The following is a 25,896-nucleotide window of genomic DNA, read 5'->3' as shown; positions in this document are numbered from 1 at the left end:
CCTTGAGAGCGCGGCCCTTAAAGGCCCGTGCTCACGTCGATGGAATGGCCCTCTTCCAGGGTCACCACCGCCTTCTTGATATCGTCGCGACGGCCTTCAATGCCCCGGAAGCGCTTGGTCTTGCCCTTCTGGCGCAGCGTGTTGACCGCTTTCACCTTGACCTTGAAGAGCGCTTCAACGGCCTCGGTGATGTCTTTCTTCGTCGCGGCCAGCGGAACCTTGAACACCACCTTGTTCTCCTCAGAGAGCAGGGTCGCCTTCTCGGTGATCACCGGCGCGATAATCGTGTCATAGTGCTTGGGCGAGGCCATTACGCACTCTCCTTGGCGGCAAAGCGCTCATTGATCTTCTCGATCGCCGACTTGGTGAGCACCAGCGTGTCGCGGCGCAGCACGTCATAGACGTTGAGACCTTGCGCGGGCAGCACATCCACATGCGGGATGTTACGCGCGGCAAGCGCGAAATTCTCGTCCAGCGTCTCACCATCGATGATGAGCGCATTGGTCAGGCCAAGCTTGGCGAACGACGCCTTCAGGGCCGCCGTCTTCGGCTCGTCCAGACGCGCCTCGTCCAGAACGATCAGCGAGGACGAACCCGCCTTCGAGGACAAGGCGTGCTTCAGGGCCAGAGCGCGGACCTTCTTGGGAAGCTCGGTCGCGTGGCTGCGCACTTTCGGGCCGTGCGCCTTGCCGCCGCCGACAAAGATCGGGGCGCGGCGTGAACCGTGACGGGCCGAACCGCCGCCCTTCTGGCGGCCGAACTTCTTGCCCGTGCGGGCAATCTCAGCGCGCTCCTTGGCACGGTGCGTACCGGCCTGGCGCAGGGAAAGCTGCCACTTCACAGCACGCTGCAGGAGGTCGGCGCGCACTTCGCCAATGGCGAAGATGTCGTCGCTGAGCTCAACCGAGCCTGCCTTGCCGGCATCAAGGGTGATTACATCGAGTTTCATGACTTGGCGTCCTCTTCACCCGCCGCGTCCACTGCCGGTGCGTCGGCAACCGGCGCGCCTTCAGCAACCATTTCAGCTTCTTCAGAGCCGGGCTCGGGATTGTCGACCGGCTTGGGCTCATCACCCATGCGGAACCTGCCCGGATAGGCGAGCCCCTCGACACCGGCGCCTTTGACGGCGTCACGGATCTCGACCCAGCTATCGGCAGAGCCCGGAACCGCGCCGCGCACCAGAACCAGGCCGCGCTCAACATCAACGCGAACCACTTCGAGGTTCTGCGTCGTGACGCGTTCCTGGCCAAGATGGCCGGCCATCTTCTTGCCTTTGAACACCTTGCCCGGGTCCTGTCGCTGACCGGTAGAACCGTGCGAGCGGTGCGAGACGGACACGCCGTGCGTGGCCCGCAGACCGCCGAAATTCCAGCGCTTCATCGCACCGGCAAAACCCTTACCGATTGTCAGGGCGGCAACATCCACCTTCTGGCCTTCGACAAAATGGTCAGCCGTGATCTCGGCGCCGGCATCAATGAGATTGCTCTCGCTGACGCGGAACTCGGCCAGCTTGCGCTTGGGCTCCACGGCAGCCTTGGCAAAGTGACCGCGCTCGGCTTTCGTAGCGCGCTTTACCTTGGCTTTGCCGGCACCCAGCTGCAGCGCGGTGTAGCCGTCACGATCATTGGTACGCTGGGCAACGACCTGGACACCATCAAGGTGCAGCACCGTCACCGGAATATGCGAGCCGTCCTCGGCGAAGATGCGCGTCATGCCCATCTTCTTCGCGATAACGCCCGTGCGCAGGTTTTGGGCCTGGCTCATTGGCTTAAGCTCCCAGCTTGATCTCGACATCCACGCCAGCCGAGAGGTCGAGCTTCATCAGCGCGTCCACGGTCTGCGGGGTCGGGTCGACGATGTCGAGAACACGCTTGTGCGTGCGGATCTCGAACTGTTCGCGTGATTTCTTGTCGATGTGCGGGGACCGCAGCACCGTAAAACGCTCAATACGCGTAGGCAGCGGGATCGGCCCGCGCACGTTTGCGCCTGTGCGCTTCGCCGTCGAGACGATCTCGCGCGTGGACGTGTCCAGCACGCGGTGATCAAACGCCTTCAGGCGGATTCGGATGTTCGTTTGTGCCATCGCTCCGGTCCCAACATACGCAGACGCCGCGTCAGGGACTCACTCGCCCGCCGCAGCATTCGCGTCACAAATTTTCTTCGCTTCAAAAGCCGCGTTTACCCGGACAGGGCACAGCCAGCTCGCTAGAGGGCGGGTTGATACTCTGGCCAAACCCTCCCGTCAACATCTGCGCACAACAATCACAAGCCATTATGCACCTGCGCGCACTGCTTCGTGACCGCGCCGGTATGGCAGGTGTTCAGCCCCCTACCGGATCGTCGCGGAACCAGCCGGTGATCTGATAGCGCCCGGTGCCGGCGAACGGCGATACAGGGCTGACCGAATGCATCATCCTGCCATCAAAAATCGACAGCACATTGAAGCGGGGCACGAAGGCGCGGCTGATGTCCAGATTCTCATCGAAAAAGGTCAGCAGACCGCCCCAATCGGGTTCCCATTTGCGTGTAAGACCAATCGTGTAGGCGGCCCGGCGTTCCAGGTCGTGCCCCTCATCGGTATGACGCGTCAGGAAATTGCCCCGCGCATATAGCGTCGCCTGCGCGTCGGCCTTGGTAATCGTGTCAGCGCCAATGACGGCGCGGCCGAACTCCAGAAACTCTGGCGAGTTCAGAAACTCCGTAACCTGATGGATGGGATGGCCCGGATCCCATCCCGAAATATACGCCTGGATCATCGGATAGGCTTGGTAGAGATAGCCATAATTGTTCTGAGCGCGTTGCATGACCGCCTGCATCCGCTCAGCCATGGCTTGCCGCCCCATGGACGCGATGTCCTCCTGGCTGAGGATGGCGACGTTTTCGCGCCCGCCAGGCGTGGGTTCGGGGAAGACCAGGCGCCACTTGAGATGGCGTGCGAGCAATTGCTCGATAGCCTCAGCCGTCTCCGGCGCGAACACATCGGGGATCCTCACAAGCTTGTCGCGCGCGTAGACCGGCGCAAATGCCGCCGGGTCCAGGCCGGGATTTAACCGCAGTTCAATTTCGTTCGCCATGGGGATCTCCAACGCGGATGGCCATGAGTGCCCGCACTCTAGCTGCACGCGCGCAAAGAAAAAGGGCAGCTGCGCATCGCAGCTGCCCTTCTGGCTACACAGATGTGATCGCCTGACCTCTTAATCGAGGATTTTGGAGACGACGCCGGCGCCGACGGTACGTCCGCCCTCACGGATGGCGAAGCGCAGCTTCTCTTCCATCGCGATCGGCTGGATCAGGTCGACCGTCACTTCCACATTATCGCCCGGCATCACCATCTCGGTGCCCTCTTTAAGGGTCACGATCCCGGTCACGTCCGTCGTGCGGAAGTAGAATTGCGGGCGGTAATTGGTGAAGAACGGCGTGTGGCGCCCGCCCTCTTCCTTCGTCAGGATATAGGCTTCCGCCTCGAACTTCTTGTGCGGCTTCACAGAACCCGGCTTGGCCAGAACCTGGCCACGCTCGACACCGTCACGCTCGACACCGCGCAGCAGCGCGCCCACATTGTCGCCCGCCTGACCCTGGTCAAGCAGCTTGCGGAACATCTCCACGCCCGTGCACGTCGTCTTCGTCGTGTCGCGGATACCCACAATCTCGATCTCGTCACCCACTTTCAGGATGCCGCGCTCGATACGCCCCGTCACAACCGTACCCCGGCCCGAAATCGAGAACACGTCCTCGATCGGCATCAGGAACGGCATGTCAACCGGACGCTCCGGCGTCGGGATGTACTCGTCCACAGCCGCCATCAGCTCACGGATCTTGTTCTCGCCGATTTCAGGGTTGTTACCCTCCATCGCGGCCAGAGCCGAACCGGCAATGATCGGAATATCGTCGCCCGGGAAGTCGTAAGAGCTCAGAAGCTCGCGGATTTCCATCTCGACCAGCTCAAGCAGCTCAGGATCGTCAACCTGGTCAACCTTGTTCATGAACACGACCAGGGCCGGCACGCCGACCTGACGGGCCAGAAGAATGTGCTCGCGCGTCTGCGGCATCGGGCCGTCAGCCGCGTTCACCACCAGAATCGCGCCGTCCATCTGCGCCGCGCCCGTGATCATGTTCTTCACATAGTCAGCGTGGCCAGGGCAGTCCACGTGCGCGTAGTGACGGTTATCCGTCTCATACTCAACGTGAGCCGTCGAAATCGTGATCCCGCGAGCCTTCTCCTCGGGCGCACCATCAATCTGGTCATACGCACGAAACTCACCGAAATACTTCGTAATCGCCGCCGTCAACGTCGTCTTGCCGTGGTCAACGTGACCAATCGTGCCAACATTCGCATGCGGCTTGTTACGCTCAAACTTTGCCTTGGCCATTTTCTCAACTCACTCTTTTTGTCGTTTCCAACCCGGAAGGGCTAATTGTTCACGCCTCAGGCGATCTTGGAGATCACCTGATCGGCCACCGCTTGCGGCACCGGCTCATAGTGATCGAACTGCATGGTGAACTGGGCGCGGCCCTGAGTTGCCGAGCGCAGATTGTTCACATAGCCGAACATGTTCGCCAGCGGCACCATGGCGTTCACCACGGTGGCGTTGCCGCGCATCTCCTGATCGCGGATCTGGCCGCGGCGGGAGTTCAGATCGCCGATGACTGAGCCGGTATACTCGTCCGGGGTCACCACTTCGACCTTCATGATCGGCTCAAGCAGTTTCACGCGCATACGGCCCTTGGCTTCGCGCATGGCGGCACGCGCCGCGATTTCGAACGCCAGCACGCTGGAGTCCACGTCGTGATAGGCGCCGTCAATCAGCGTCGCCTTGAAGTCGATCAGCGGGAAGCCTGCCAGAAGACCGGTTTCGCGCACCGAGTTGATGCCCTTTTCAACGCCCGGAATGTATTCCTTGGGCACCGAACCGCCGACGATCTTGGATTCAAAGCTATAGCCTTCGCCCGGCTCCACCGGCTCGAACAGGATCTTGATCCGGGCAAACTGGCCCGTACCACCGGTCTGCTTCTTGTGCGTGTAGTCGACCTCGCACGCTTCGCCGATGGTTTCACGATAAGCCACCTGCGGCTGACCGACATTGGCCTCGACCTTGAATTCGCGGCGCATGCGGTCCACCAGAATGTCCAGGTGAAGCTCGCCCATGCCCGCAATGATCGTCTGACCGGACTCTTCGTCGGTCGACATTCGGAAGGACGGGTCTTCAGCCGCCAGACGCTGCAGGGCAACACCCAGCTTCTCCTGATCACCCTTGGACTTCGGCTCGATAGCCAGCTCGATAACAGGCTCCGGGAATTCCATGCGCTCCAGGATGACCGGCTTCATCGGGTCGCACAGCGTGTCACCCGTGGTCGTGTCCTTCAGGCCCGCAATGGCGACGATATCGCCTGCGAACGCTTCCTTGATGTCTTCGCGGCTGTTCGAGTGCATAAGCAGCATGCGGCCGATACGCTCTTTCTTGTCCTTGACGGTGTTCATCAGGGACGTGCCGGTTTCGACATGGCCCGAATACACGCGGCAGAAGGTCAGCGAACCCACGAACGGGTCATTCATGATCTTGAAGGCCAGCAGCGAAGTCGGCTCGCCATCGTCAGCCTTGCGCAGCACTTCTTCCTCGGTCTTGGGATCGATACCCTTGATCGCCAGAACATCGATCGGTGACGGCAGGTAATCGACAACCGCGTCGAGCAGGGGTTGAACACCCTTGTTCTTGAAGGCCGTACCGCACAGGATCGGGTTGAAGGCCAGCTCGATCGTGCCCTTGCGAATGAGCTTCATCAGCTCTTCTTCGCTCGGCATATTGCCTTCCAGATAGGCTTCCATCGCGGCCTCATCGACCTCGACAGCGCCCTCAATCAGCTTTTCACGGTATTCTTCGGCCTGCGCCTGAAGATCAGCCGGGATGTCCGTATAGTGGAACGCGGCGCCCAGATTTTCTTCTTCCCAGATGATGGCGCGCATCTTGATCAGATCGATGCAGCCCTTGTACTCGGTCTCCGCGCCGATCGGCAGCTGGAGGACGAGCGGGGTGGCGCCAAGGCGCGACTTGATCATCTCGACGCAACGGAAGAAGTCCGCGCCAAGCTTGTCCATCTTGTTGACGAAGATCATCCGCGGAACTTTGTACTTGTCCGCCTGACGCCAGACCGTTTCGGTCTGCGGCTCCACGCCGGCATTGGCGTCCAGCAGCGCGATAGCGCCGTCCAGCACGCGAAGCGAGCGCTCGACTTCAATCGTGAAGTCCACGTGGCCGGGCGTGTCGATGATGTTCAGACGCTTGTCGCGCCAGAAGCAGGTCGTCGCAGCGGACGTGATCGTGATCCCACGCTCCTGCTCCTGCTCCATCCAGTCCATGGTGGCCGCGCCGTCGTGGACCTCACCGATTTTGTGAGACTTGCCAGTGTAATAGAGGATCCGCTCGGTCGTCGTTGTTTTCCCGGCATCAATGTGGGCCATGATGCCGAAATTGCGGTAGTCCTCGATCTTGTGGGTGCGGGCCATGGGGGAGAGGTCCTTGAATGATCGGTCGTTTAGCCGGATTTACCAGCGGTAATGCGAGAAGGCGCGGTTGGCTTCGGCCATGCGGTGCGTGTCTTCACGCTTCTTCACAGCCGTGCCGCGGTTTGAAGCCGCATCGAGAAGCTCGCCGGCCAGACGCTCGCGCATCGTGTTTTCGTTGCGCGCACGGGCAGCAGCCGCCAGCCAGCGGATGGCCAGAGCCTTGCGGCGGTCGGGACGCACCTCGACAGGCACCTGATAGGTGGCACCGCCAACGCGGCGCGAACGCACCTCGATCTCCGGAGCGATATTGCCCAGAGCATCGTGGAATACACGCACCGGCTCGCGCTTGGCTTTCTCTTCAACGATTTCCAGCGCACCATAAATGATGCGCTCGGCGACGGATTTCTTACCGTCTACCATGATGTAGTTCATGAACTTCGTGAGATCGCGATCACCGAATTTCGGGTCGGGCAAAATCTCGCGTTTCTCTGCGCGGTGACGACGGGACATGAGAGCCTCTCCTTATTTCGGACGCTTCGCGCCGTATTTCGAACGGCGCTGACGGCGATCCTTGACGCCCTGGGTATCCAGAACGCCGCGCAGAATGTGGTAACGGACACCGGGAAGGTCTTTCACGCGGCCACCACGGATCAGGACAACAGAGTGCTCCTGAAGGTTATGGCCCTCACCGGGGATGTAGCTCACAACTTCGTAGCCATTGGTCAGACGCACCTTGGCCACTTTACGAAGCGCCGAGTTCGGCTTTTTCGGTGTCGTGGTGTACACACGCGTGCACACGCCGCGCCGCTGGGGGCACGATTGGAGCGCAGGCACCTTGTTGCGCTTCGGCTTGTCTTTCCGCGGTTTGCGGATGAGCTGGTTAATCGTAGGCATGCAGCTACGTCCGTTCCTGATCCCAATGCGCATTGGCGTCCAGTAGCGGACACCGCAAGCGCGTAAACCCGACCGCCGGACGGGAGCCTCACTGCTCACGCCCACGGACGGTGTTGAGTTATGTCTTTGTTTCAGGCGACGTCTAACTGGCCTTGGCACTCGCCTCGGGCCGGAGTTACGGCTCACCCCTGAAAACGAGCGCGGAACCTACTGATCTGGCCTGTCCGCGTCAAGAGACGCGCAACCGGATTTTTACACCCCGTTCACATGGGCCAGACCGGCCCCTGAACAAAAGGAAAGGGCCGCCGGAATAACCGGCGGCCCTCGCCTCTGCTCCAGCGCCAGTAAGGACTATCAGCCCTGTTCGCTGGCAGCCTCTTCGGCGATCTCCGCCGGCAAGGCTTCGGCACCCTTGGCCGCTTCCTTCTCGCGCTCGGCCAGCCGCTCCCGATCACGCTTGTCGGCAACCGCCTGGAACTCGCGCATCGTGCCGCCCGTGCCGGCAGGAATCAGACGGCCGACAATCACGTTCTCTTTGAGGCCCTCGAGCATGTCGACCTTGCCCTGGATCGAGGCTTCGGTCAGCACGCGCGTCGTCTCCTGGAACGAGGCCGCAGAGATGAAGGAGCGCGTCTGCAGCGAGGCTTTGGTGATGCCCAGCAGCACCGGCTCGCCTGTGGCTGGACGCTTCTTCTCTTTCTCCAGCTTCTCGTTCATCTCGAGGAAGTCGAGCTTTTCAACGTGCTCGCCTGCGAGATAGCCGCTATCGCCCGGATCAAGGATCTCCATCTTCTGCAGCATCTGCCGGACAATCACTTCAATGTGCTTGTCATTGATCGGCACGCCCTGCAGGCGATAGACCTCCTGGATCTCGTTGATGAGATACTTGGCCAGCGCCTCGACACCGAGAATCCGCAAGATATCGTGCGGGGCCGGGTTGCCGTCGAGCAGATACTCGCCGCGCTGGATGATATCGCCTTCCTGAACGGTCAGGTGCTTGCCGCGCGGAACGAGATATTCCACCGGCTCTGCCCCGTCGCCTTCCGGCGTGATGATGATGCGGCGCTTGTTCTTGTAGTCACGCCCGAACTCAACACGCCCTGTGGTTTCGGCGATGATCGCGTGATCCTTCGGACGGCGCGCTTCGAACAGCTCGGCAACACGCGGCAGACCACCGGTGATGTCGCGCGTCTTGGCGCCTTCGGTCGGGATACGGGCCATCACATCGCCCGGCTTCACCTCGTCACCATCGCTGATCGAGAGGATCGCACCCACTGACAGCATGTAGTTGGCCGGCGAGCCATTGGCGAGCTTGACCGGCTCACCCTTCTCGTCAGTGACCACAATGGCAGGCTGGATGGAGCTCGACTTCGAGGATGTACCACGCCAGTCAATGACGACTTTCGAGGCAATACCCGTCGCATCGTCGGTCTCGTCGCGTACGGTGAGGCCTTCGATCGTATCGATGAACTTCACGCGGCCGCCCACTTCGGTGACGATCGGCGCGGTATACGGGTCCCACTCGGCCAGGCGGTCGCCCCGCTTGATCTTCTTGCCCGCATCCACACGCAGCTTGGCACCATAGGGGAGCTTGTAGACTTCGCGCTCCTTGCCCTCGGCGTCCATGACCACAACCTGCATGTTGCGGCTCATCACGATGAGAGCGCCTTCGGAATTCTTCACCGTGGAACGGTCATTGAAGGCGATCTTGCCGTCATTGAGCGCTTCGATGAAGGACTGCTCGGAGACCTGGGCGGTACCGCCGATGTGGAAGGTCCGCATCGTCAGCTGGGTACCCGGCTCACCGATGGACTGGGCCGCGATGACACCGACAGCCTCGCCCATATTCACCTTCGTGCCGCGCGCAAGGTCACGGCCATAGCAGGTGGCGCAGACGCCCCAGCGGGTTTCGCAGGTCAGCGGCGAACGGGTCTTGACCGAGATCACGCCCGCAGCCTCGATGGCCGCGCACAGATCTTCGTCCAGATAGGTGTCCGCCGGAGCGATCACATCACCCGAAGACGGATCCTTCACCGCTTCCGCGGTGGTGCGGCCGAGAATGCGCGCACCCAGCGATACGACGACTTCACCGCCATCGACGACAGCCGACAGTTCGATGCCCTGCGAGGTGCCGCAATCATCTTCAGTGATGATGCAGTCCTGCGCGACATCGACCAGGCGGCGGGTGAGATAGCCCGAGTTCGCCGTCTTCAGCGCGGTATCGGCCAGACCCTTACGGGCGCCGTGGGTCGAGTTGAAGTATTCAAGGACGGTCAGACCCTCCTTGAAGTTCGAGATGATCGGCGTCTCGATGATCGAGCCGTCCGGACGGGCCATAAGCCCGCGCATACCGGCAAGCTGCTTCATCTGGTTCTTCGAACCACGCGCGCCGGAGTGGGCCATCATGTAGACCGAGTTGATCTCGCCGGTGCGGCCGTTCTCGGCAGCGATCGGCTTGGAAATCTCGTCCATCATGGCGTCAGCGACCTTGTCGGTGCACTTGGCCCACGCATCAACGACCTTGTTGTACTTCTCGCCGCGCGTGATGAGGCCGTCCACGTATTGCTGCTCGTAGTCCGACACCAGGGTGCGCGTCTCGTTGACGAGCGTGGCCTTGGCGTCCGGGATCAGCATGTCGTCCTTGCCGAAGGAAATGCCGGCACGGGCCGCTTCGCGGAAACCGAGCTGCATGATGCGGTCACAGAAGATGACCGTCGCCTTCTGGCCGGTGTGGCGGTAGACCTCGTCGATCAGGTTGCCGACCGCTTTCTTGGTAAGAAGCTCATCAAGAAGGCTCGGCGGCAGGAGCTTGTGACGCGGCAGGTGTTCCAGCAGCTTCATGCGGCCCGGCGTCGTGTCGATGACGCTGACCTTGGGCTCGCCTTCCTCGTCAACGCCCTCATAGCGGGCCTTGATCTTGGAGTGCAGGGTCACGAAACCGGCATCCAGCGCGGCATCAATCTCGGCCATCGAGCCAAAGACCATGCCCTCGCCCGGCTCGCCGTCCTTGGCGATGGAGAGGTAGTAAAGCCCCAGCACGATATCCTGCGACGGCACGATGATCGGCTTGCCGTTGGCGGGCGAGAGGATGTTATTGGTCGACATCATCAGCACGCGCGCCTCCAGCTGCGCCTCAAGGCTCAGCGGAACGTGCACGGCCATCTGGTCGCCGTCGAAGTCGGCGTTGAACGCAGCGCAGACCAGCGGGTGAAGCTGGATGGCCTTGCCCTCGATCAGCTTCGGCTCGAACGCCTGGATGCCCAGACGGTGCAGGGTCGGCGCACGGTTCAGGAGGACCGGGTGCTCGCGGATCACTTCGTCAAGAACGTCCCAGACTTCGGGGCGCTCTTTCTCGACCAGCTTTTTCGACTGCTTGACCGTACCGGACAGGCCCTTGGCGTCGAGACGCGCATAGATGAAGGGCTTGAACAGCTCCAGCGCCATCTTCTTGGGCAGACCGCACTCGTGCAGTTTCAGGTCGGGACCAACCACGATCACCGAGCGGCCCGAATAGTCCACGCGCTTGCCGAGCAGGTTCTGACGGAACCGGCCCTGCTTGCCTTTCAGCATGTCCGAAAGAGACTTCAGCGGGCGCTTGTTGGTGCCGGTGATGACACGGCCACGGCGGCCATTGTCAAACAGGGCATCGACCGCTTCCTGAAGCATGCGCTTCTCGTTACGGATGATGATGTCCGGCGCGCGCAGCTCGATCAGGCGCTTCAGGCGGTTATTGCGGTTGATGACCCGGCGGTAGAGATCGTTCAGATCGGACGTCGCAAACCGGCCGCCATCCAGCGGCACGAGCGGGCGCAGTTCCGGCGGAATGACCGGAACCACCGTCATAATCATCCACTCAGGGCGGTTCTTCGAGAAGATGAAGGATTCAAGGAGCTTGATGCGCTTGGAAAGCTTTTTCAGCTTCAGCTCCGAGCCGGTCTCCTTCATCTCTTCCTTCATGCGCTCGACTTGCGCAGGCAGGTCCATATTGGCCATCAGTTCGCGGATGGCTTCCGCGCCGATACCAGCCGTAAAGGCGTCTTCGCCGTACTCGTCGACGGCCTGATAGTATTCTTCCTCGCTCAGAAGCTGGTGCTGCTGCAGCGGGGTCAGGCCCGGCTCCATGACGATATACGCCTCGAAGTAGAGCACGCGCTCCACATCCTTCAGGGCCATGTCCATCATCAGGGCGATGCGGGAGGGAAGCGATTTCAGGAACCAGATATGGGCAACCGGAGCGGCCAGCTCGATATGGCCCATGCGCTCGCGGCGCACGCGCGCCAGCGTCACTTCCACGCCGCACTTCTCGCAGACAATGCCCTTGTACTTGATGCGCTTGTACTTGCCGCACAGGCACTCATAGTCCTTGATCGGACCAAAGATGCGCGCGCAGAACAGGCCATCACGCTCGGGCTTGAACGTGCGGTAATTGATCGTTTCGGGCTTCTTCACCTCGCCGAACGACCAGGAGAGAATCTTCTCCGGGCTCGCCAGCGAAATCCGGATCCGGTCGAAGGCCGGGCCTTCGGCGGACGGGTTGAAGATATTCATGACCTCTTGGTTCATGTCCGTCTCCTTGACGGTGGCGGCGGCAGGGCCTTGAGGGCGAGCCCTGCCACCAGATCACAGTTTGGCCGCTAGCGGCCTATTCGTTGACGAGCTCGACGTTCAGGCCAAGGGAACGCATTTCCTTGACCAGCACGTTGAAGCTTTCCGGGATGCCCGCTTCGAAGGCGTCGTCGCCGCGCACGATGGCCTCATAGACCTTGGTGCGGCCGGCCACGTCGTCCGACTTCACGGTGAGCATCTCCTGCAAGGTGTAGGCAGCGCCATACGCCTGCAGCGCCCACACTTCCATCTCGCCGAAGCGCTGGCCGCCGAACTGCGCCTTGCCGCCCAGCGGTTGCTGGGTAACCAGGCTGTACGGGCCGATGGAGCGGGCGTGGATCTTGTCGTCGACAAGGTGGTGCAGCTTCAGCAAGTGCTTGATGCCGACCGTGACCTTGCGCTTGAAGGGCTCACCCGTCTGGCCGTCATACAGCGTCGACTGGCCGCTCTCGTCGATACCGGCACGCTTGAGATACTCGACAATGTCGGGTTCGCGCGCACCGTCAAAGACCGGCGTGGCAATCGGCACGCCAGGGGTCAGATTGCGGGCCAGCTCGGCGATATCGCCTTCGTCCTCGGGCAGTTCCTGCTCTTCACCATAGGCCGAATTGATAGCCTTTTTCAGCGCATTGGCATCGCCATCACGCGTATAGGCTTCATAGGCCAGGCCGATCTGCTGGCCGAGACCCTTACAGGCCCAGCCCAGATGGGTTTCGAGGATCTGACCCACATTCATGCGCGAAGGCACGCCCAGCGGGTTCAGCACGATATCAACCGGCGTGCCATCTGCCAGGAAGGGCATGTCTTCGAGCGGGTTGATCTTGGAGATCACGCCCTTGTTGCCGTGACGGCCGGCCATTTTGTCGCCCGGTTGCAGCTTGCGCTTCACCGCGACGAACACCTTGACCATTTTCATCACGCCCGGGGGCATCTCGTCGCCGCGCTGCAGCTTCTCGACCTTGTCCTCGAAGCGGCGGTCCAGGCGGGCCTTGGACTCGTCATACTGCTTCTTGAGGGCCTCGACCTCGGCCATGGCCTTCTCGTCTTCAAGGCCGATCTTCCACCACTGGGAGGCAGGCACTTCTTCCAGCGAGGCTTCGGTCACCTTGCCTTTGGTGAATCCGCGCGGGCCGGACACCGCGGTGCGGCCAACGAGAATGGTCTGCAGACGCGAGAAAATATCGCGCTCGAGGATTTCCAGCTCGTCATCACGGTCTTCGCCAAGGCGCGCGATTTCATCACGCTCGATGGAGATCGCACGCTCGTCCTTGTCAACGCCGTGACGGTTGAACACGCGCACTTCCACGATCGTACCCGTGGTACCCGGCGGCAGGCGCAGCGAGGTGTCACGCACGTCAGAGGCTTTTTCGCCGAAGATGGCGCGCAGGAGTTTCTCCTCCGGCGTCATCGGGCTTTCGCCCTTCGGCGTCACCTTGCCGACGAGAATGTCACCGGCCTCAACCTCGGCGCCAACGGCCACGATGCCGGCTTCGTCGAGATTGCGCAGGGCTTCCTCGCCCACGTTCGGAATATCGCGGGTGATCTCCTCCGGGCCGAGCTTGGTGTCACGGGCCATGACCTCGAACTCCTCGATATGGATCGAGGTGAAGACGTCATCGCGCACGATACGCTCGGAGATGAGGATGGAGTCCTCGAAATTATAGCCATTCCACGGCATGAACGCGACGACGATGTTCCGGCCGAGCGCAAGCTCACCGAGATCCGTCGACGGTCCGTCACCGATAATGTCGCCAGCCTTCACCACATCGCCGACCTTCACGATCGGGCGCTGATTGATGCAGGTGGACTGGTTGGAACGCTGGAACTTGGCCAGACGATAAATGTCGACGCCCGAAGCCGCCGCATCAATATCGCCGGTGGCGCGCACCACGATACGCTGCGCGTCCACCTGTTCGACCACGCCGTCACGGCGGGCGATGATGGCAGCACCGGAATCGCGGGCCACAACCGCTTCCATGCCGGTGCCCACCAGCGGCGCTTCATTGCGCAGCAGCGGCACGGCCTGGCGTTGCATGTTCGAACCCATCAGCGCGCGGTTGGCGTCGTCATTCTCCAGGAAGGGAATGAGCGCCGCGGCCACCGACACAACCTGTTTGGGCGACACATCGATATAATCCACGTCTTCACGCGGGATCAGCGTCGCATCACGGTTCGGGCCGATACGGCAGTTGACGAACTCGTTGGCCAGCTCGCCCTTGTCGCTCACGGTCGCATTGGCCTGGGCGATGTTGAACTTGGCCTCCTGCATCGCGGTCAGATAGTCCACCTGATCGGTCAGCTTGCCGTTTTCCACCTTGCGGTACGGGCTTTCGATGAAGCCGTACTTGTTCACGCGCGCAAACGTGGAGAGCGAGTTGATAAGGCCGATATTCGGGCCTTCCGGCGTCTCGATCGGGCAGATCCGGCCATAATGGGTCGGGTGCACGTCGCGCACTTCAAAGCCGGCACGCTCACGCGTCAGGCCGCCCGGGCCAAGCGCGGACATGCGGCGCTTGTGGGTGACCTCCGAGAGCGGGTTGGTCTGGTCCATGAACTGCGAGAGCTGGGAGGAGCCGAAAAACTCGCGCACCGCCGCCGCTGCCGGCTTGGCATTGACGAGGTCATGCGGCATCACGGTCTCGATATCGACCGAGCTCATGCGCTCCTTGATCGCACGTTCCATGCGCAAAAGGCCGACGCGGTACTGATTTTCCATCAGCTCGCCGACCGAGCGCACACGGCGATTGCCGAGATTGTCGATATCGTCGATCTCGCCCTTGCCGTCGCGCAGGCCGTGCAGGACCTTGAGGACCTCAACGATGTCCTCACGGCGCAGCACGCGCACATCATCCGGGCATTCCAGATCAAGGCGCATATTCATCTTCACGCGGCCGACCGGTGACAGGTCATAGCGCTCGGCGTCGAAGAACAGGCCATTGAAGAGCGCTTCGGCCGTTTCCGGCGTCGGCGGTTCACCCGGACGCATCACACGATAGATGTCGACCAGGGCCTGCTCGCGGGTATCGTTCTTGTCGGCGGCGAGCGTAGTGCGGATATAGCCGCCCACATTCACGCCATCGATATCGAGCACCTCGATCTCGTCATAGCCCGCATTGGTGATCTCTTCGAGAAGCTCCAGCGTGATCTCATCACCGGCCTCGGCGAAGATTTCGCCGGTTTCGGTATTGACGATATCCTCGGCGAAGAAGCGGCCGACCAGATCATCACCCGCCACCAGCAGATTCTTCACGCCGTCTTCGGCCAGCTTGTTGGCCACGCGCGCGGCGATCTTCTTGCCGGCAGGCGCAATCACCTCGCCCGACTTGGCGTCCACCAGATCGCGCAGCGGCTTCACACCGCGCCAGTTTTCCTTGACGAACGGCGTCGTCCAGCCCGCCTTGACCTTCTTGTAGGCTACACGGCCGTAGAAGATCGACAGGATGGCTTCCTTGTCGAGACCCAGCGCATAGAGCAGCGTCGTCGCAGGCAGTTTGCGGCGGCGGTCGATACGCACATGGATGATGTCCTTGGCGTCGAACTCGAAGTCGAGCCAGGAACCGCGATACGGGATGATCCGCGCGGCAAACAGATATTTGCCAGAGGCGTGGGTCTTGCCACGGTCATGGTCAAAGAACACACCCGGAGAGCGGTGCATCTGGGAGACGATAACCCGCTCGGTGCCGTTCACGACGAACGTGCCCTTGTCGGTCATGAGCGGGATATCGCCCATGAACACGTCCTGTTCCTTGATGTCCTTGACCGAGCGCGCGCCCGTTTCCTCGTCCACATCAAACACGATGAGACGCATTTTGACTTTCAGCGGCGCTGCGAACGTCATGTCGCGCTGCACGCATTCTTCAACATCGTACTTGGGCGCCTCGAATTCGTAGGACACGAATTCCAGAACGGCCCGTTCGGAGAAATCCTTGACGGGGAAGACAGATTTGAAAACTGCCTGCAGCCCTTCGTCCGGGCGCTCGCCCGTGCGCAGATCCTTCATCAGGAACTGCTCGTAGGAATGCTTTTGCACCTCGATGAGGTTGGGCATCTCCAGCGCTTCGGGGATGCGACCAAACGACTTGCGAATGCGCTTCTTGCCGGTGAACGACAGACCCATTTCCGCTCCCTTTGCCAGGCTACAGCCCGGCATCGTCCTACAGGGACGCGAATGCGTCCCGCCCGCCCCGGTGAAAGTGGCAACAAGCGTGAGGGGGCTTGCTACCCTGACCTGGCACACCCGGGGCAGACCGGAATGCCAGACGAAACTTGAAACGCCCCAACGGGCGCGTGGCTCTACGCCACACGCCCGTCAGATCGTTGTGTCAGGAACCGCGAACGGCCCTGATCCTTACTTCAGCTCGACAGTAGCGCCTGCTTCTTCGAGCTGCTTCTTCATGGCCTCGGCCTCGGCTTTCGGCGCGCCTTCCTTGACGGCCTTGCCACCGGCTTCCACCAGGTCCTTGGCTTCTTTCAGGCCAAGACCGGTGATGGCACGGACTTCCTTGATGACGTTGATTTTCTTGTCACCGGCGGCGACGAGAATGACATCAAATTCGGTCTTTTCTTCTGCCGCAGCGGCGTCACCGCCAGCAGCGCCGCCAGCAGCGGCAACCGCCACCGGAGCAGCAGCAGAAACGCCCCACTTCTCTTCGAGAAGCTTGGCGAGGTCAGCAGCTTCCAGCACGGTCAGGCTGGAAAGATCTTCCACGAGTTGTTCGAGTTTCGACATGGTTTTCAGTCCTGTTTGAATGCGTTGTCACTAGAGATGCGGAGACGGCGTCATGCAGCCTGTTTGTCTGCATAGGCCTGAAGCAGGCGGGCCAGCTGGCCGGCCGGGGCTTGAACAACCCCTGCGACCTTCGTGGCGGGCGCCTGGATGAGACCGATCAGCTTGCCGCGCAGCTCGTCCAGAGACGGCATGGTGGCAAGAGCCTTGACCTGGCCTTCATCAAGAACCGTCACGTCCATGAACCCGCCGAGCAGAACGAGCTTGTCGTTCTTCTTGGCAAAGTCCGCAGTGGCTTTCGGTGCCGCAACAGGGTCTTCGGCGTAGGCAATGGCGACAGGTCCGGTGAACATGTCGGCAGCGCCTTCAGCCGCAGAGCCCTTAAGGGCAATCTTGGCCAGACGGTTCTTCACAACCTTCAACTGCCCGCCGGACTTACGAAGTTCGGCACGCAGAGACGTCATTTCCGCAACAGTGAGTCCGGAGTAGTGAGCAATCACTACCGAGCCGGCGCCGGCGAAAATGCCCTTATAGGCATCGACGGCTTCGACTTTCTGGGCTCGCTCCATTGCGGTCTCCCGTTACACGATGACCGGAACATCCGGTCATCTTGCGGTGATGGGGACGCCGCCTTCCCCGGGACCATCCCGGAGCGCGCTCATCCCCGCCATATATCCTGTCCGGGGAACGAAATGACGCCGCTTGCCGCGCATGACACGCGAAAAACAGGTATTTTCGTACTCCCGTCTGCGCAGGGCCGTCGTATGATTAAGCGGTCCGGCGGCAAAGCCCCCTTCCCGCCCCTGCGGTCTCGGACAGGTGGCTGGCAGACCAGGCGAACCCGGCAAACCAGCCGCCAGAACCGGGTGAGACCCGGCTCTGGAAACTCAAGTCTTCAGTTACGCAGCAGTGCTTGCACCGCTGCTGGCTTCCGCAACATCGATCTTCACGCCCGGACCCATGGTCGAGCTCAGAGAGATCTTGCGGATATACTGGCCCTTGGCACCCGACGGCTTGGCCTTGTTCAGCGCGTCGAGCAGAGCACGGACATTCTCAGAAATCTGCTTGGCAGAGAAGCTGGCCTTGCCAATACCGGCATGAACGATCCCGGCCTTTTCGACGCGGAACTCGACAGCGCCGCCCTTGGCCTGCTCAATGGCCTTGGCGACATCCATGGTCACCGTGCCAACCTTGGGGTTCGGCATCATGCCGCGCGGGCCGAGCACCTTACCCAGACGGCCGACGAGCGGCATCATGTCGGGCGTGGCGATCACCTTGTCAAAGTCGATATTGCCGGCCTGAACGGTTTCCACCAGATCCTCGGCACCAACAATGTCCGCACCGGCCTTGGTGGCCTCTTCGGCCTTCGGGCCCTTGGCAAACACGGCGACGCGCGCCGTACGGCCAGTGCCGTTCGGCAGCGGGCAGATGCCACGCACCATCTGGTCGGCATGACGCGGATCAACGCCCAGATTGACGGCGATCTCGATGGTTTCATCGAACTTGGCGCTGGCCTTCGACTTCACGAAAGCGACAGCATCATCGATCGAATGCAGCTTGTTGCGGTCCAGCCCGTCACGGGATGCGGCAACGCGTTTTGCGATTTTCACCATGTCCGCCTACCCCGTCACTTCCAGGCCCATGGACCGGGCCGAACCTTCGATAATGCTCGTCGCCTGATCGAGATCGTTGGCGTTGAGATCCTTCATCTTCAATTCCGCTATCTCGCGGCACTGCGCGCGCGAAATCTTGCCAACCGGGCCGGATTTGCCCGTCGTGGCGCTGCCCTTTTGAATCTTGGCAGCCTTTTTCAGCAGGAAGCTCGCCGGCGGCGTCTTCGTCTCGAAGGTGAACGACTTGTCCTGATAGACGGTGATGATGGTCGGGATGGGCATCCCTTTTTCCATCTCTTGCGTCTTGGCGTTGAACGCCTTGCAGAACTCCATGATGTTCACGCCGCGCTGACCCAGCGCCGGACCGATAGGCGGCGAGGGGTTAGCGGCTCCGGCAGGAACCTGCAGCTTGATGTAGCCGGAAATTTTCTTGGCCATATCCCTGTCACTCTTTGCGGGGCTTGCCCCGGTTTCAAGATGCCTTGCTAGCCCCCTGGGGAGGCACACAAGACGCGGGTGGCGCGGTGAACGGACCCGGAATGGACTTTCCCGGACCCTCCCGCACCAGATTTACAGTCAGCTGGCTTTTTCCACCTGGCTGTATTCGAGCTCGACCGGGGTCGCCCGGCCGAAAATATTGATGGCGACCTTAAGCACCGAGCGGCCTTCATCCACTTCCTCAACGATCCCGTTGAAGCTGGAGAAGTGGCCGTCCGTCACGCGTACAGTCTCGCCGATTTCATAGGAAATGGTCGGGCGCGGATTTTCAGCGTCCTCTTCCATCTTGCCCATGATACGCAGCACTTCACCTTCCGGAACGGGCAGCGGGCGGTTGCCCGATCCGAGAAAACCCGTCACCTTGGGTGTATTCTTGACGAGGTGATAAGCCTCATCGGTCATGTCCATTTTCACCAGCACATAGCCGGGGAAATATTTACGCTCGGCATTGACCTTGCGGCCCTTGCGGATCTCGGTGACCTCTTCGGTCGGGACCACGATGTCCTCAAACTTGTCCGACAGGCCCTTCTGCGCCGCCTCGACGCGGATCGCCTCGGCGACCTTCTTCTCGAAATTCGAGTAGGCGTGAACGATATACCACTTGGCCGGCATGCGTATCAGGCCCCCAGGCCGAGCAGGAAATTGACAATCAGGCCGATCAGCGAATCGACGCCGAAAAAGAAGATGGCGGCGATCACCGAGAGCACCAGCACGAAGATGGACGACACGATCGTCTCACCGCGGCTCGTCCAGGTGACCTTGCGGCCCTCCTGACGCACCTCGCCAAGAAACCGGAACGGGTTGGTCGTCTTCTTGCGCGCAGGCGCAGACGAACCACCCGAAGCAGTTCCGCTGCCCTGCCCGGTTGCGCCTGTGCGTGCCGGCTGACCGGTTTTGCCTGCTTTTGCCATCGCCTCTTTCAAACTCAAATTCGGGTGCGCGGGATCATCGCGCACAACCTGCAACTGGCAGGGGCGGAGGGGCTCGAACCCCCGGCCTGCGGTTTTGGAGACCGCCGCTCTACCAGCTGAGCTACACCCCTATACCAACCAGAAAAGCGGAGACACACATCCCCTCTTTTGATGTTGAGGACGGAGCTAATACATCGCCTGCAGCGATATGCAAACAGGGCGCTGCAAAAAAAGCTGCCGCGAAGCAAGCCCAATGAACGAAAAATCAGCTTATCAGGTGCGGCTTGCCTTGAGCAACCACGCGCCCGGCCTTGTGTCATCACCCAGCTTCAACGCATCGGGATCGGGCACATTGACCCCCTGTTCACGCCAGACGGCCAGCACCGCTTGTACCTGCCCGGTGTCCAGAGCAGCCGCGGTCATGTCTTGCAGACGTTGGCGTACCGCCGCACAGGAACGCGCCTGGGCCCGTATCCAGCCGCGAGCATCATCACGATCATAGGCAGCACGGCGCCGGATCAGCTGGGCAAGATCACCCAACAGACGCAGGACATTTTGGGCCGCTTCACCATCGGAGTTTTGAGCCAGCGCCCCGGCCTGTTCGGCCGCTTGCCGGTAGGCCACGCCGCAGGCATGCAGGCCCTCCTGACTGCCCGTGCCCTCATCGGCGCTATAGGCCGCCTCAAGCAGGCCCAGCGCTAAGTTCAGCAGGCCCGACGTCTCAACCGCGTCCCAAACCCGCAGATTGCGGCGGGACTCAGCGTAGATGGCGCCGTCCTTGTAATGACACAGGAAAGCAAGCTCTCCGCCGTCCGCCAGCACAACAGGCGCCTGTGACAAGGCGTCCAGGCCCGCATATTCAACACCGAACTGGCTGAAAACGAGATCGAAACTGCCTGCAGCGAACGGCAATGCGCCAGCATCGCCGGCAATGACCGACACAATGTCCGCCCCTGACAGGCCCTCTCGCGCGGCAAGCAATGCCTCAAGGGCTATGTCCATGCACACGATCTGCAAGCCAACCGAGCGCGCCTGCGCCGCGCGTGCCGATTCCAGTGCCACCACACCGGCCCCGCATGCTAGGTCAAGCAGACGCGCGCGCCCCCGCCCCTGCAGGGTAGCTCCGGCATGCGTGTTCCAGAAGGCGGCAAGCTCCCTTGCCATCTCCGGTGCATTGACGGCTTGGGACTCGCCGCCTTTGCCTTGCCAGTAAGTATCCCAATGGTGCTGCAACCCGCTCATCAGGTATTCCCCCGGCCACTGCCAGGGGCGATGTCAAAAGCGATGGTCAGCCGTTCGCCAGAGCTGATTGGCACGGTTCCGTGCCAGAGATAGCTGGGAAAGATCGTGAGTTCGCCAGGACGCGGCTCGACGTGATCATGCGGCCCGAGCCCCGGCACTGCAAACGGCGGCTCTCCGAATTTGAGCCAACCCTCCTGGCTCGACGACCCGGCAATCTGCGGCGGGACGGATACATAATAGACGCAGCTGACCCACCCTTCGGGATGGACATGGTTCACATGACGCCCATTCGGCCCCAGTCGTACCGACCAGGCGCCCTGGACGTGCATCCTGTCTGGCATATTGCCAAGCAGCGGATGCCCGGCGATGGGCTTGAGCCTTGCGCGGTAGCGGTCAAACGCCTGCTCAACCATGGAAAAAAAGTCCACGATCAGACGGTTCTCATTATGGCGGAGATCAGAGGAGGTTTGCGTCCCGTCCCGCAGAGACTGGCCGAGCGGCGCAGCCGAAAATGCGTGCAGCCCTCTTAGCAACTCTGCCAGCTGCATGTTGAAATTCTCTATCCCGCCATATGCAGGCGGGGGCTGCAGCGATGACGTCATAACCAGCTGGGGACCGCACAGCGTTTCATACGTGTCAGCGTCATCGCTCAGTCGCGCCAAAGTCGCTTCCATAGCCGTCCAGAACCGTCCTTCCGGCATGGTCGCCATGGCCTGGTCAATCAGAGGCGCGGCATAGCGGGCATCACCGGCCATGAACGCGGCGCGCACCCGGTTTGCGAGCAGGCTGGTTTCGGCCGGAAAAACTTCCCCGGCCTGCCGCGCCAGCGTAAACGCTCGCGAACTGTCGCCCGCTTCGACTTCAACGGCGATAGCGCGGTCCAGCAAAGCGGGCTGAACGCCATGCCTTTTGTGGGCCGCATCAACGGCGCTGCGCGCGGCATCAAACTCACCCATACGGACAAGCGTATCAATATACTGCAGCTCTACCGGCACGGCGAAGCGCGTCGCCTCCAGCGCGCGTGCAAACAGTGCTGGCACCTTTTCGGGCCGGCTGGTCATGCAAAGTAGCTGCGCCGCACCCTCCAGCCCGGAGAGATCGCCAGGATTCAGGCTAAGCACCGTCTCTACAGCCTTTTCCGCAGCGTCAAGGCGCCCCATCCTGGCGAGAGCCGAGAAGCGGGCATACTCGATCTGTGGATCGCGCCCGGCAGGCAGGCTATCGAGCCGTTCCAGACCCTCCTCGGCACGGCCGAGATCGATACAGCACAGCGCAATCCCGAAAGCTGCCTTGATATCACCCGGCACCAGCTGGAGCCTGCGCTGATAGGCTTCAAGCGCACGCGCCGGGTCGCCGTCGGCGCGCAGCGCCTGCGCGTGGACCAGCGCCGCAAGCGGATCACGCCCGGCATGACGGGCCACCAGCCCGGCTGCCTTTTGCGGTTCTCCGGCATCCAGATAGGAACGTGCAAGATTTATCGCCGCTGCCGCTTGCTGGGGCGCCATTGCCAGGGTTTGTTCCCAGACCTCCCGCGCCTGCCCTATGCGCCCCTGCCGGGACAAGACCAGCCCAAGGGCATTTGAAGCCTCATGGTGCGATGGCCGGAGCCGGATAGCCTCGCGCAGATAGGTCTCTGCTGCCGGAAAATCGCCGCGCGCCTGCGCGGCGGCGCCGGACAGCCGCCACACATCGGCCTCGTGGGGGCATGTATCGCGCAACCGCCCGAGCAGGCCATCAGCGGCATCAACCTGCCCGGCCTGAAGGAGGCGCAGGGATTCCTGCAACATCTGGCCCGGCGCTGCGTTCATGACCTCTCTCCTCCCCGATACCCGGAAAGCGGGCACCCTTACTGAAGCTCAGAGCTAGGTTTACACAAAAAAAGTGGCCCTCCGAAGAGGGCCACTTCACTTCCGTTATCGGGATGACCTAGTAACGCGCGGTCACGCCCAGGAAGAACTGACGACCGAACGGATCGTAGGTCGCCGGCCAGGTGTTGGCCTGCTGGGATTGCGGGCCGTCACCGACGATCGGCGGGCTCTGATCGAACATATTCCGCACCCCGCCATAGAACCGCACGTTGTCCGTGAAGTCATAGCTGAGGTTCAGGTCGAAATAGTCGATCGAACCGATGTGGGTCACGTCAAGCTGATCGGCGCGGGCGCCATAGAACTGCGTCAGCGTGTCCGTGACTTCACCCACGTGGGTCCAGCGCACATTGGCGGTCAGCGGGCCGTACATCCACGACGCGCTTGCCAGCCACTTGTGAACCGGGGTCGGCTGACCACAGTCCGCACCGTAGAAGCCGGCGCACTCGATCCGGGTCGTCTGCGGAGACGACTGGAAGGAGCTCGTGTCGGTCCAGGTCGCATTCAGACCCAGAGCGAACGTACCCATATCACCAGCGTCGAAAATGTAGTCGAAGCCATAGTCGATACCACGGACGAAGAGGCCGGTCTGATTCTCGGTCGACAGGAAGTCGATCAAGGTCAGCGTACCGCCGCCACCACGAACGAGGAGGTCACAGGCGGCCTGAACACCGAACAGCGTACAGGCATTGACCACTTCCTGAGCGGACGGGCCACTCAGCGCGTTACCGATCTCGATGTCATAGTAGTCAGCCCGCACGGTCAGACCCGGCAGGAAGGACGGCGAGTAGGACACACCAAGCGTGATCGTATCGGCTTCTTCTGCTTCCAGGTCACGAGCGCCGCGGAAAATGGTTTCCACCTGCGAGTTGACCTGGGCAACCGGCACGGCACCCATCGGCACACCGTTGGCTACGCAGTTAGCCTCAACCGTGGCTTGCTGCGCAGACGACAGGTTGCCCCAGGCACCCAGACCGCTGGCGCAGGGGTCAGACACGCCCGGGAAGCCATTCGTGTCCGTCTGGAAGAGCTGGGACACGGACGGAGCCCGCACAGCGCGCTGGAACTGAGCACGGAAACGGACATCGCTGACCGGGATCCACTCAGCGCCGATGGCGAAGGTGTCGGTGTTGCCGACGGTCGTGTAGTTCGAACGGCGGTAAGCGGCGTTCAGACCGAGATACTCGGCAAAGGTACCGCCTTCGATAACCGGCAGCACGCCTTCCGCGAAGAACTCGTACACGTCAAACCGGCCTTCGATGAAGGTCGACTGGTTGAAGCCTCGGACATCCGGGCCAAGAACCGAGTCAGGCTGACGGCGCGAGAACTCTTCACGGTACTCGACACCAAGCACCACTTGCAGCGGCGTATTGGCCGTGCCGAAGCGGAACTGCTCGATCTCACCTTGAGTCGTGGCCACAAACTGGACCTGCTCGTTGGTTTCGAAGATCGCGCCCGTACGGGTAGCGGCTGCCACCACGTCGTCAGTCAGTGCGCCCGGACCACCAAAGATCAGCGCACGGCCAGCTTCGACTTCCGCCGTAAAGGCCGAAACCGAGAGGTTGCCCGTCTGGATCTGGTCCGCACGTGTGCGTGCGAAGTGAGCGTAGACATCATAGGTCCAGCCCGACAGGAACAGATCACCGCGGACACCGCCGCCGACCAGCATGGCGTGGGTGTCACGCAGGCTGTTACGCGGACCGAACTCGGTGAAGCGGCGGCCAATGTCGAACTGGAACTCTTCCAGGCCATCGCCATTGGTGTCGCCCAGATTGATCGCCGGGTTGGTGCGCATCAGCTCCAGCACGTCCGCGTGGCCGTCAAAGATCGCATTGTCTTCAGAGACGGTAAAACGCAGAGCGGCCGGCGTCGGGGCCAGCTGGCTGTCCACGATCACGTTCGAGTACATCGCGCGGCCATAGACTTCGAAGTGCCGGTTGATCTCGTAATTCGCGAACGCCGCGAAATTGTAACGCTCTTGCGGCAGCTGGAGATAGTTGTCCGGTGCGTAGTTGTACCGGTCATTGTTCGGGCCAGACGTGCGGAACGGCTGAGCCAGACCATTGGCGTCGATACGCGCGGCAAATGCCCAGCAGGTGTCAGGCGTGCCGACGCAGCGATCATCGAAACGATCCTGAAGACCAGCGGCAGCCCAGTCAAAGTTAGCGAAAGGACCACCGATCAGGACGCCGCCCGGAGCGAACAGGGTCTCTTCAATGAGAACCGAACCGGTCGTGCCGAACGTGCCAGAGCCGTTATCGATCAGCGTGTTACGCGAGAACTCGCGGTCACCCTGGAACAGCTCTTCACGACGGTTGTACGACATGTTCAGCACGGCGTTACCGCGGCCATCGGCGAAGTTGCCACCGATCGTTGCGGAGATCGACGTGTTGGAACCGCCACCCTGCTCCGACCAGCGGTGCGAGGTGTCGAGCTCGACGCCTTCAAAGTCGGTACGCAGGATGAAGTTGACAACACCGGCGACAGCGTCAGAGCCGTACACGGCCGAGGCACCACCGGTCACCACGTCAACGCGCTCGATCAGAGCGGCCGGGACGGTGTTGATGTTGACCGTCTGGCCAGCACCTTCCGACACCATGCGGCGGCCGTCCAGCAGGACGAGCGTACGGCCCGCACCCAGACCGCGCAGCGACAGGTTGGCCGTGCCGTTACCAGGGTTGTTCGACGTGGCGTCGAAACCCGGAATCAGCTGCGGCAGGTCGTTGAGGTAGTCTTCGATGTTGATCGTGTTGTTCACTTCGAGCGCAGGCGCATCAACCGACACGATCGGGCTCGGAGCGGTCGCATCAGGACGTGCGATACGCGAACCGGTGACCTGAATGGTTTCGCGTTGCGCGGCACCTTCTTCTTGCGCAATCGCGGGAGCCGCAGCAGCACCAGCCGCCACGAAGCCTGCGAGGACCGAGGTCCGCAAGAGAGCTTCTCTATTCCACTTTTTCACGATGTTTCCCCTTTGGTTTAAGGCAGTCAAATTCAACGAGGCTCAAGGCCACGAACCCGCAAATGCGAGTCAGCGGGC

General features: G+C 61.5%; 20 protein-coding genes and 1 tRNA gene. All 21 read right to left on the bottom strand.

The genetic code is table 11. The features are described from left to right. Positions 1–17: 17 nt before the first annotated feature. A complete protein-coding gene (locus AB6B38_RS01205; RefSeq protein WP_127565799.1) occupies positions 18–311 on the bottom strand; it encodes a 50S ribosomal protein L23 in 294 nt (97 codons plus the stop codon). After that, complete coding sequence (rplD, locus tag AB6B38_RS01200; protein WP_371393831.1) at positions 311–949, bottom strand: 50S ribosomal protein L4; 639 nt, start codon at positions 947–949, stop codon at positions 311–313. The genes AB6B38_RS01205 and rplD overlap by 1 nt, the downstream gene beginning before the upstream one ends. Continuing rightward, positions 946–1,746, bottom strand: a complete 801-nt coding sequence (gene rplC, locus AB6B38_RS01195) for a 50S ribosomal protein L3 (protein ID WP_371395055.1) — start codon at positions 1,744–1,746, stop codon at positions 946–948. Before rplC ends, rplD begins: the two co-directional genes overlap by 4 nt. 22 nt (positions 1,747–1,768) lie before the next feature. After that, complete coding sequence (rpsJ, locus tag AB6B38_RS01190; RefSeq protein ID WP_371393829.1) at positions 1,769–2,083, bottom strand: 30S ribosomal protein S10; 315 nt, start codon at positions 2,081–2,083, stop codon at positions 1,769–1,771. A 238-nt stretch (positions 2,084–2,321) separates the two neighbouring features. Continuing rightward, entirely contained in the window at positions 2,322–3,074 is a 753-nt protein-coding gene (locus tag AB6B38_RS01185; protein ID WP_371393828.1) for a 2OG-Fe(II) oxygenase family protein, read from the bottom strand. Positions 3,075–3,194: 120 nt separating this feature from the next. Further along, positions 3,195–4,370: an elongation factor Tu gene (gene tuf, locus AB6B38_RS01180; protein ID WP_371393812.1), complete on the bottom strand. Its 1,176-nt coding sequence runs from the start codon at positions 4,368–4,370 to the stop codon at positions 3,195–3,197. Between the two features lie 56 nt (positions 4,371–4,426). Further along, a complete protein-coding gene (fusA, locus tag AB6B38_RS01175) occupies positions 4,427–6,502 on the bottom strand; it encodes an elongation factor G (RefSeq protein ID WP_371393827.1) in 2,076 nt (691 codons plus the stop codon). A 39-nt stretch (positions 6,503–6,541) separates the two neighbouring features. Continuing rightward, a complete protein-coding gene (rpsG, locus tag AB6B38_RS01170) occupies positions 6,542–7,012 on the bottom strand; it encodes a 30S ribosomal protein S7 (RefSeq protein ID WP_036512006.1) in 471 nt (156 codons plus the stop codon). A gap of 12 nt (positions 7,013–7,024) precedes the next feature. Next, positions 7,025–7,396: a 30S ribosomal protein S12 gene (gene rpsL, locus AB6B38_RS01165; RefSeq protein ID WP_036512005.1), complete on the bottom strand. Its 372-nt coding sequence runs from the start codon at positions 7,394–7,396 to the stop codon at positions 7,025–7,027. A 354-nt stretch (positions 7,397–7,750) separates the two neighbouring features. Next, positions 7,751–11,959, bottom strand: a complete 4,209-nt coding sequence (rpoC, locus tag AB6B38_RS01160; protein WP_371393826.1) for a DNA-directed RNA polymerase subunit beta' — start codon at positions 11,957–11,959, stop codon at positions 7,751–7,753. Positions 11,960–12,038: 79 nt separating this feature from the next. Continuing rightward, on the bottom strand, positions 12,039–16,118 hold the full coding sequence (rpoB, locus tag AB6B38_RS01155) for a DNA-directed RNA polymerase subunit beta (protein ID WP_371393825.1): 4,080 nt from the start codon (positions 16,116–16,118) through the stop codon (positions 12,039–12,041). Between the two features lie 231 nt (positions 16,119–16,349). Next, a complete protein-coding gene (gene rplL, locus AB6B38_RS01150) occupies positions 16,350–16,730 on the bottom strand; it encodes a 50S ribosomal protein L7/L12 (protein WP_371393824.1) in 381 nt (126 codons plus the stop codon). A gap of 50 nt (positions 16,731–16,780) precedes the next feature. Continuing rightward, a complete protein-coding gene (rplJ, locus tag AB6B38_RS01145; RefSeq protein WP_371393823.1) occupies positions 16,781–17,296 on the bottom strand; it encodes a 50S ribosomal protein L10 in 516 nt (171 codons plus the stop codon). A 330-nt stretch (positions 17,297–17,626) separates the two neighbouring features. Continuing rightward, positions 17,627–18,340 (bottom strand): 50S ribosomal protein L1, encoded by a 714-nt coding sequence (gene rplA, locus AB6B38_RS01140; protein ID WP_371393821.1) that lies wholly within the window; start codon positions 18,338–18,340, stop codon positions 17,627–17,629. Positions 18,341–18,346: 6 nt separating this feature from the next. Next, on the bottom strand, positions 18,347–18,778 hold the full coding sequence (gene rplK / locus AB6B38_RS01135; RefSeq protein ID WP_371393819.1) for a 50S ribosomal protein L11: 432 nt from the start codon (positions 18,776–18,778) through the stop codon (positions 18,347–18,349). 138 nt (positions 18,779–18,916) lie between these two features. Beyond that, entirely contained in the window at positions 18,917–19,450 is a 534-nt protein-coding gene (gene nusG / locus AB6B38_RS01130; protein ID WP_371393818.1) for a transcription termination/antitermination protein NusG, read from the bottom strand. 5 nt (positions 19,451–19,455) lie between these two features. Then, positions 19,456–19,794 carry a preprotein translocase subunit SecE gene (gene secE / locus AB6B38_RS01125; protein ID WP_371393817.1) on the bottom strand — a complete coding sequence of 113 codons (339 nt, stop codon included), beginning with the start codon at positions 19,792–19,794 and terminating at the stop codon, positions 19,456–19,458. Positions 19,795–19,804: 10 nt separating this feature from the next. Then, positions 19,805–19,880, bottom strand: a tRNA-Trp gene (locus AB6B38_RS01120). Positions 19,881–20,022: 142 nt separating this feature from the next. Continuing rightward, positions 20,023–20,991 carry a class I SAM-dependent methyltransferase gene (locus AB6B38_RS01115; RefSeq protein ID WP_371393816.1) on the bottom strand — a complete coding sequence of 323 codons (969 nt, stop codon included), beginning with the start codon at positions 20,989–20,991 and terminating at the stop codon, positions 20,023–20,025. After that, positions 20,991–22,799 (bottom strand): 2OG-Fe(II) oxygenase family protein, encoded by a 1,809-nt coding sequence (locus AB6B38_RS01110; protein ID WP_371393815.1) that lies wholly within the window; start codon positions 22,797–22,799, stop codon positions 20,991–20,993. Before AB6B38_RS01110 ends, AB6B38_RS01115 begins: the two co-directional genes overlap by 1 nt. Positions 22,800–22,917: 118 nt before the next feature. Then, entirely contained in the window at positions 22,918–25,818 is a 2,901-nt protein-coding gene (locus AB6B38_RS01105; RefSeq protein ID WP_371393813.1) for a TonB-dependent receptor domain-containing protein, read from the bottom strand. Between the last annotated feature and the right edge of the window lie 78 nt (positions 25,819–25,896).

The organism is Glycocaulis abyssi (assembly GCF_041429775.1).
GTDB lineage: Bacteria > Pseudomonadota > Alphaproteobacteria > Caulobacterales > Maricaulaceae > Glycocaulis > Glycocaulis abyssi.
Note: the sequence above shows the minus strand (reverse complement) of the source record. Positions and strands in the feature narration are given on the sequence as shown.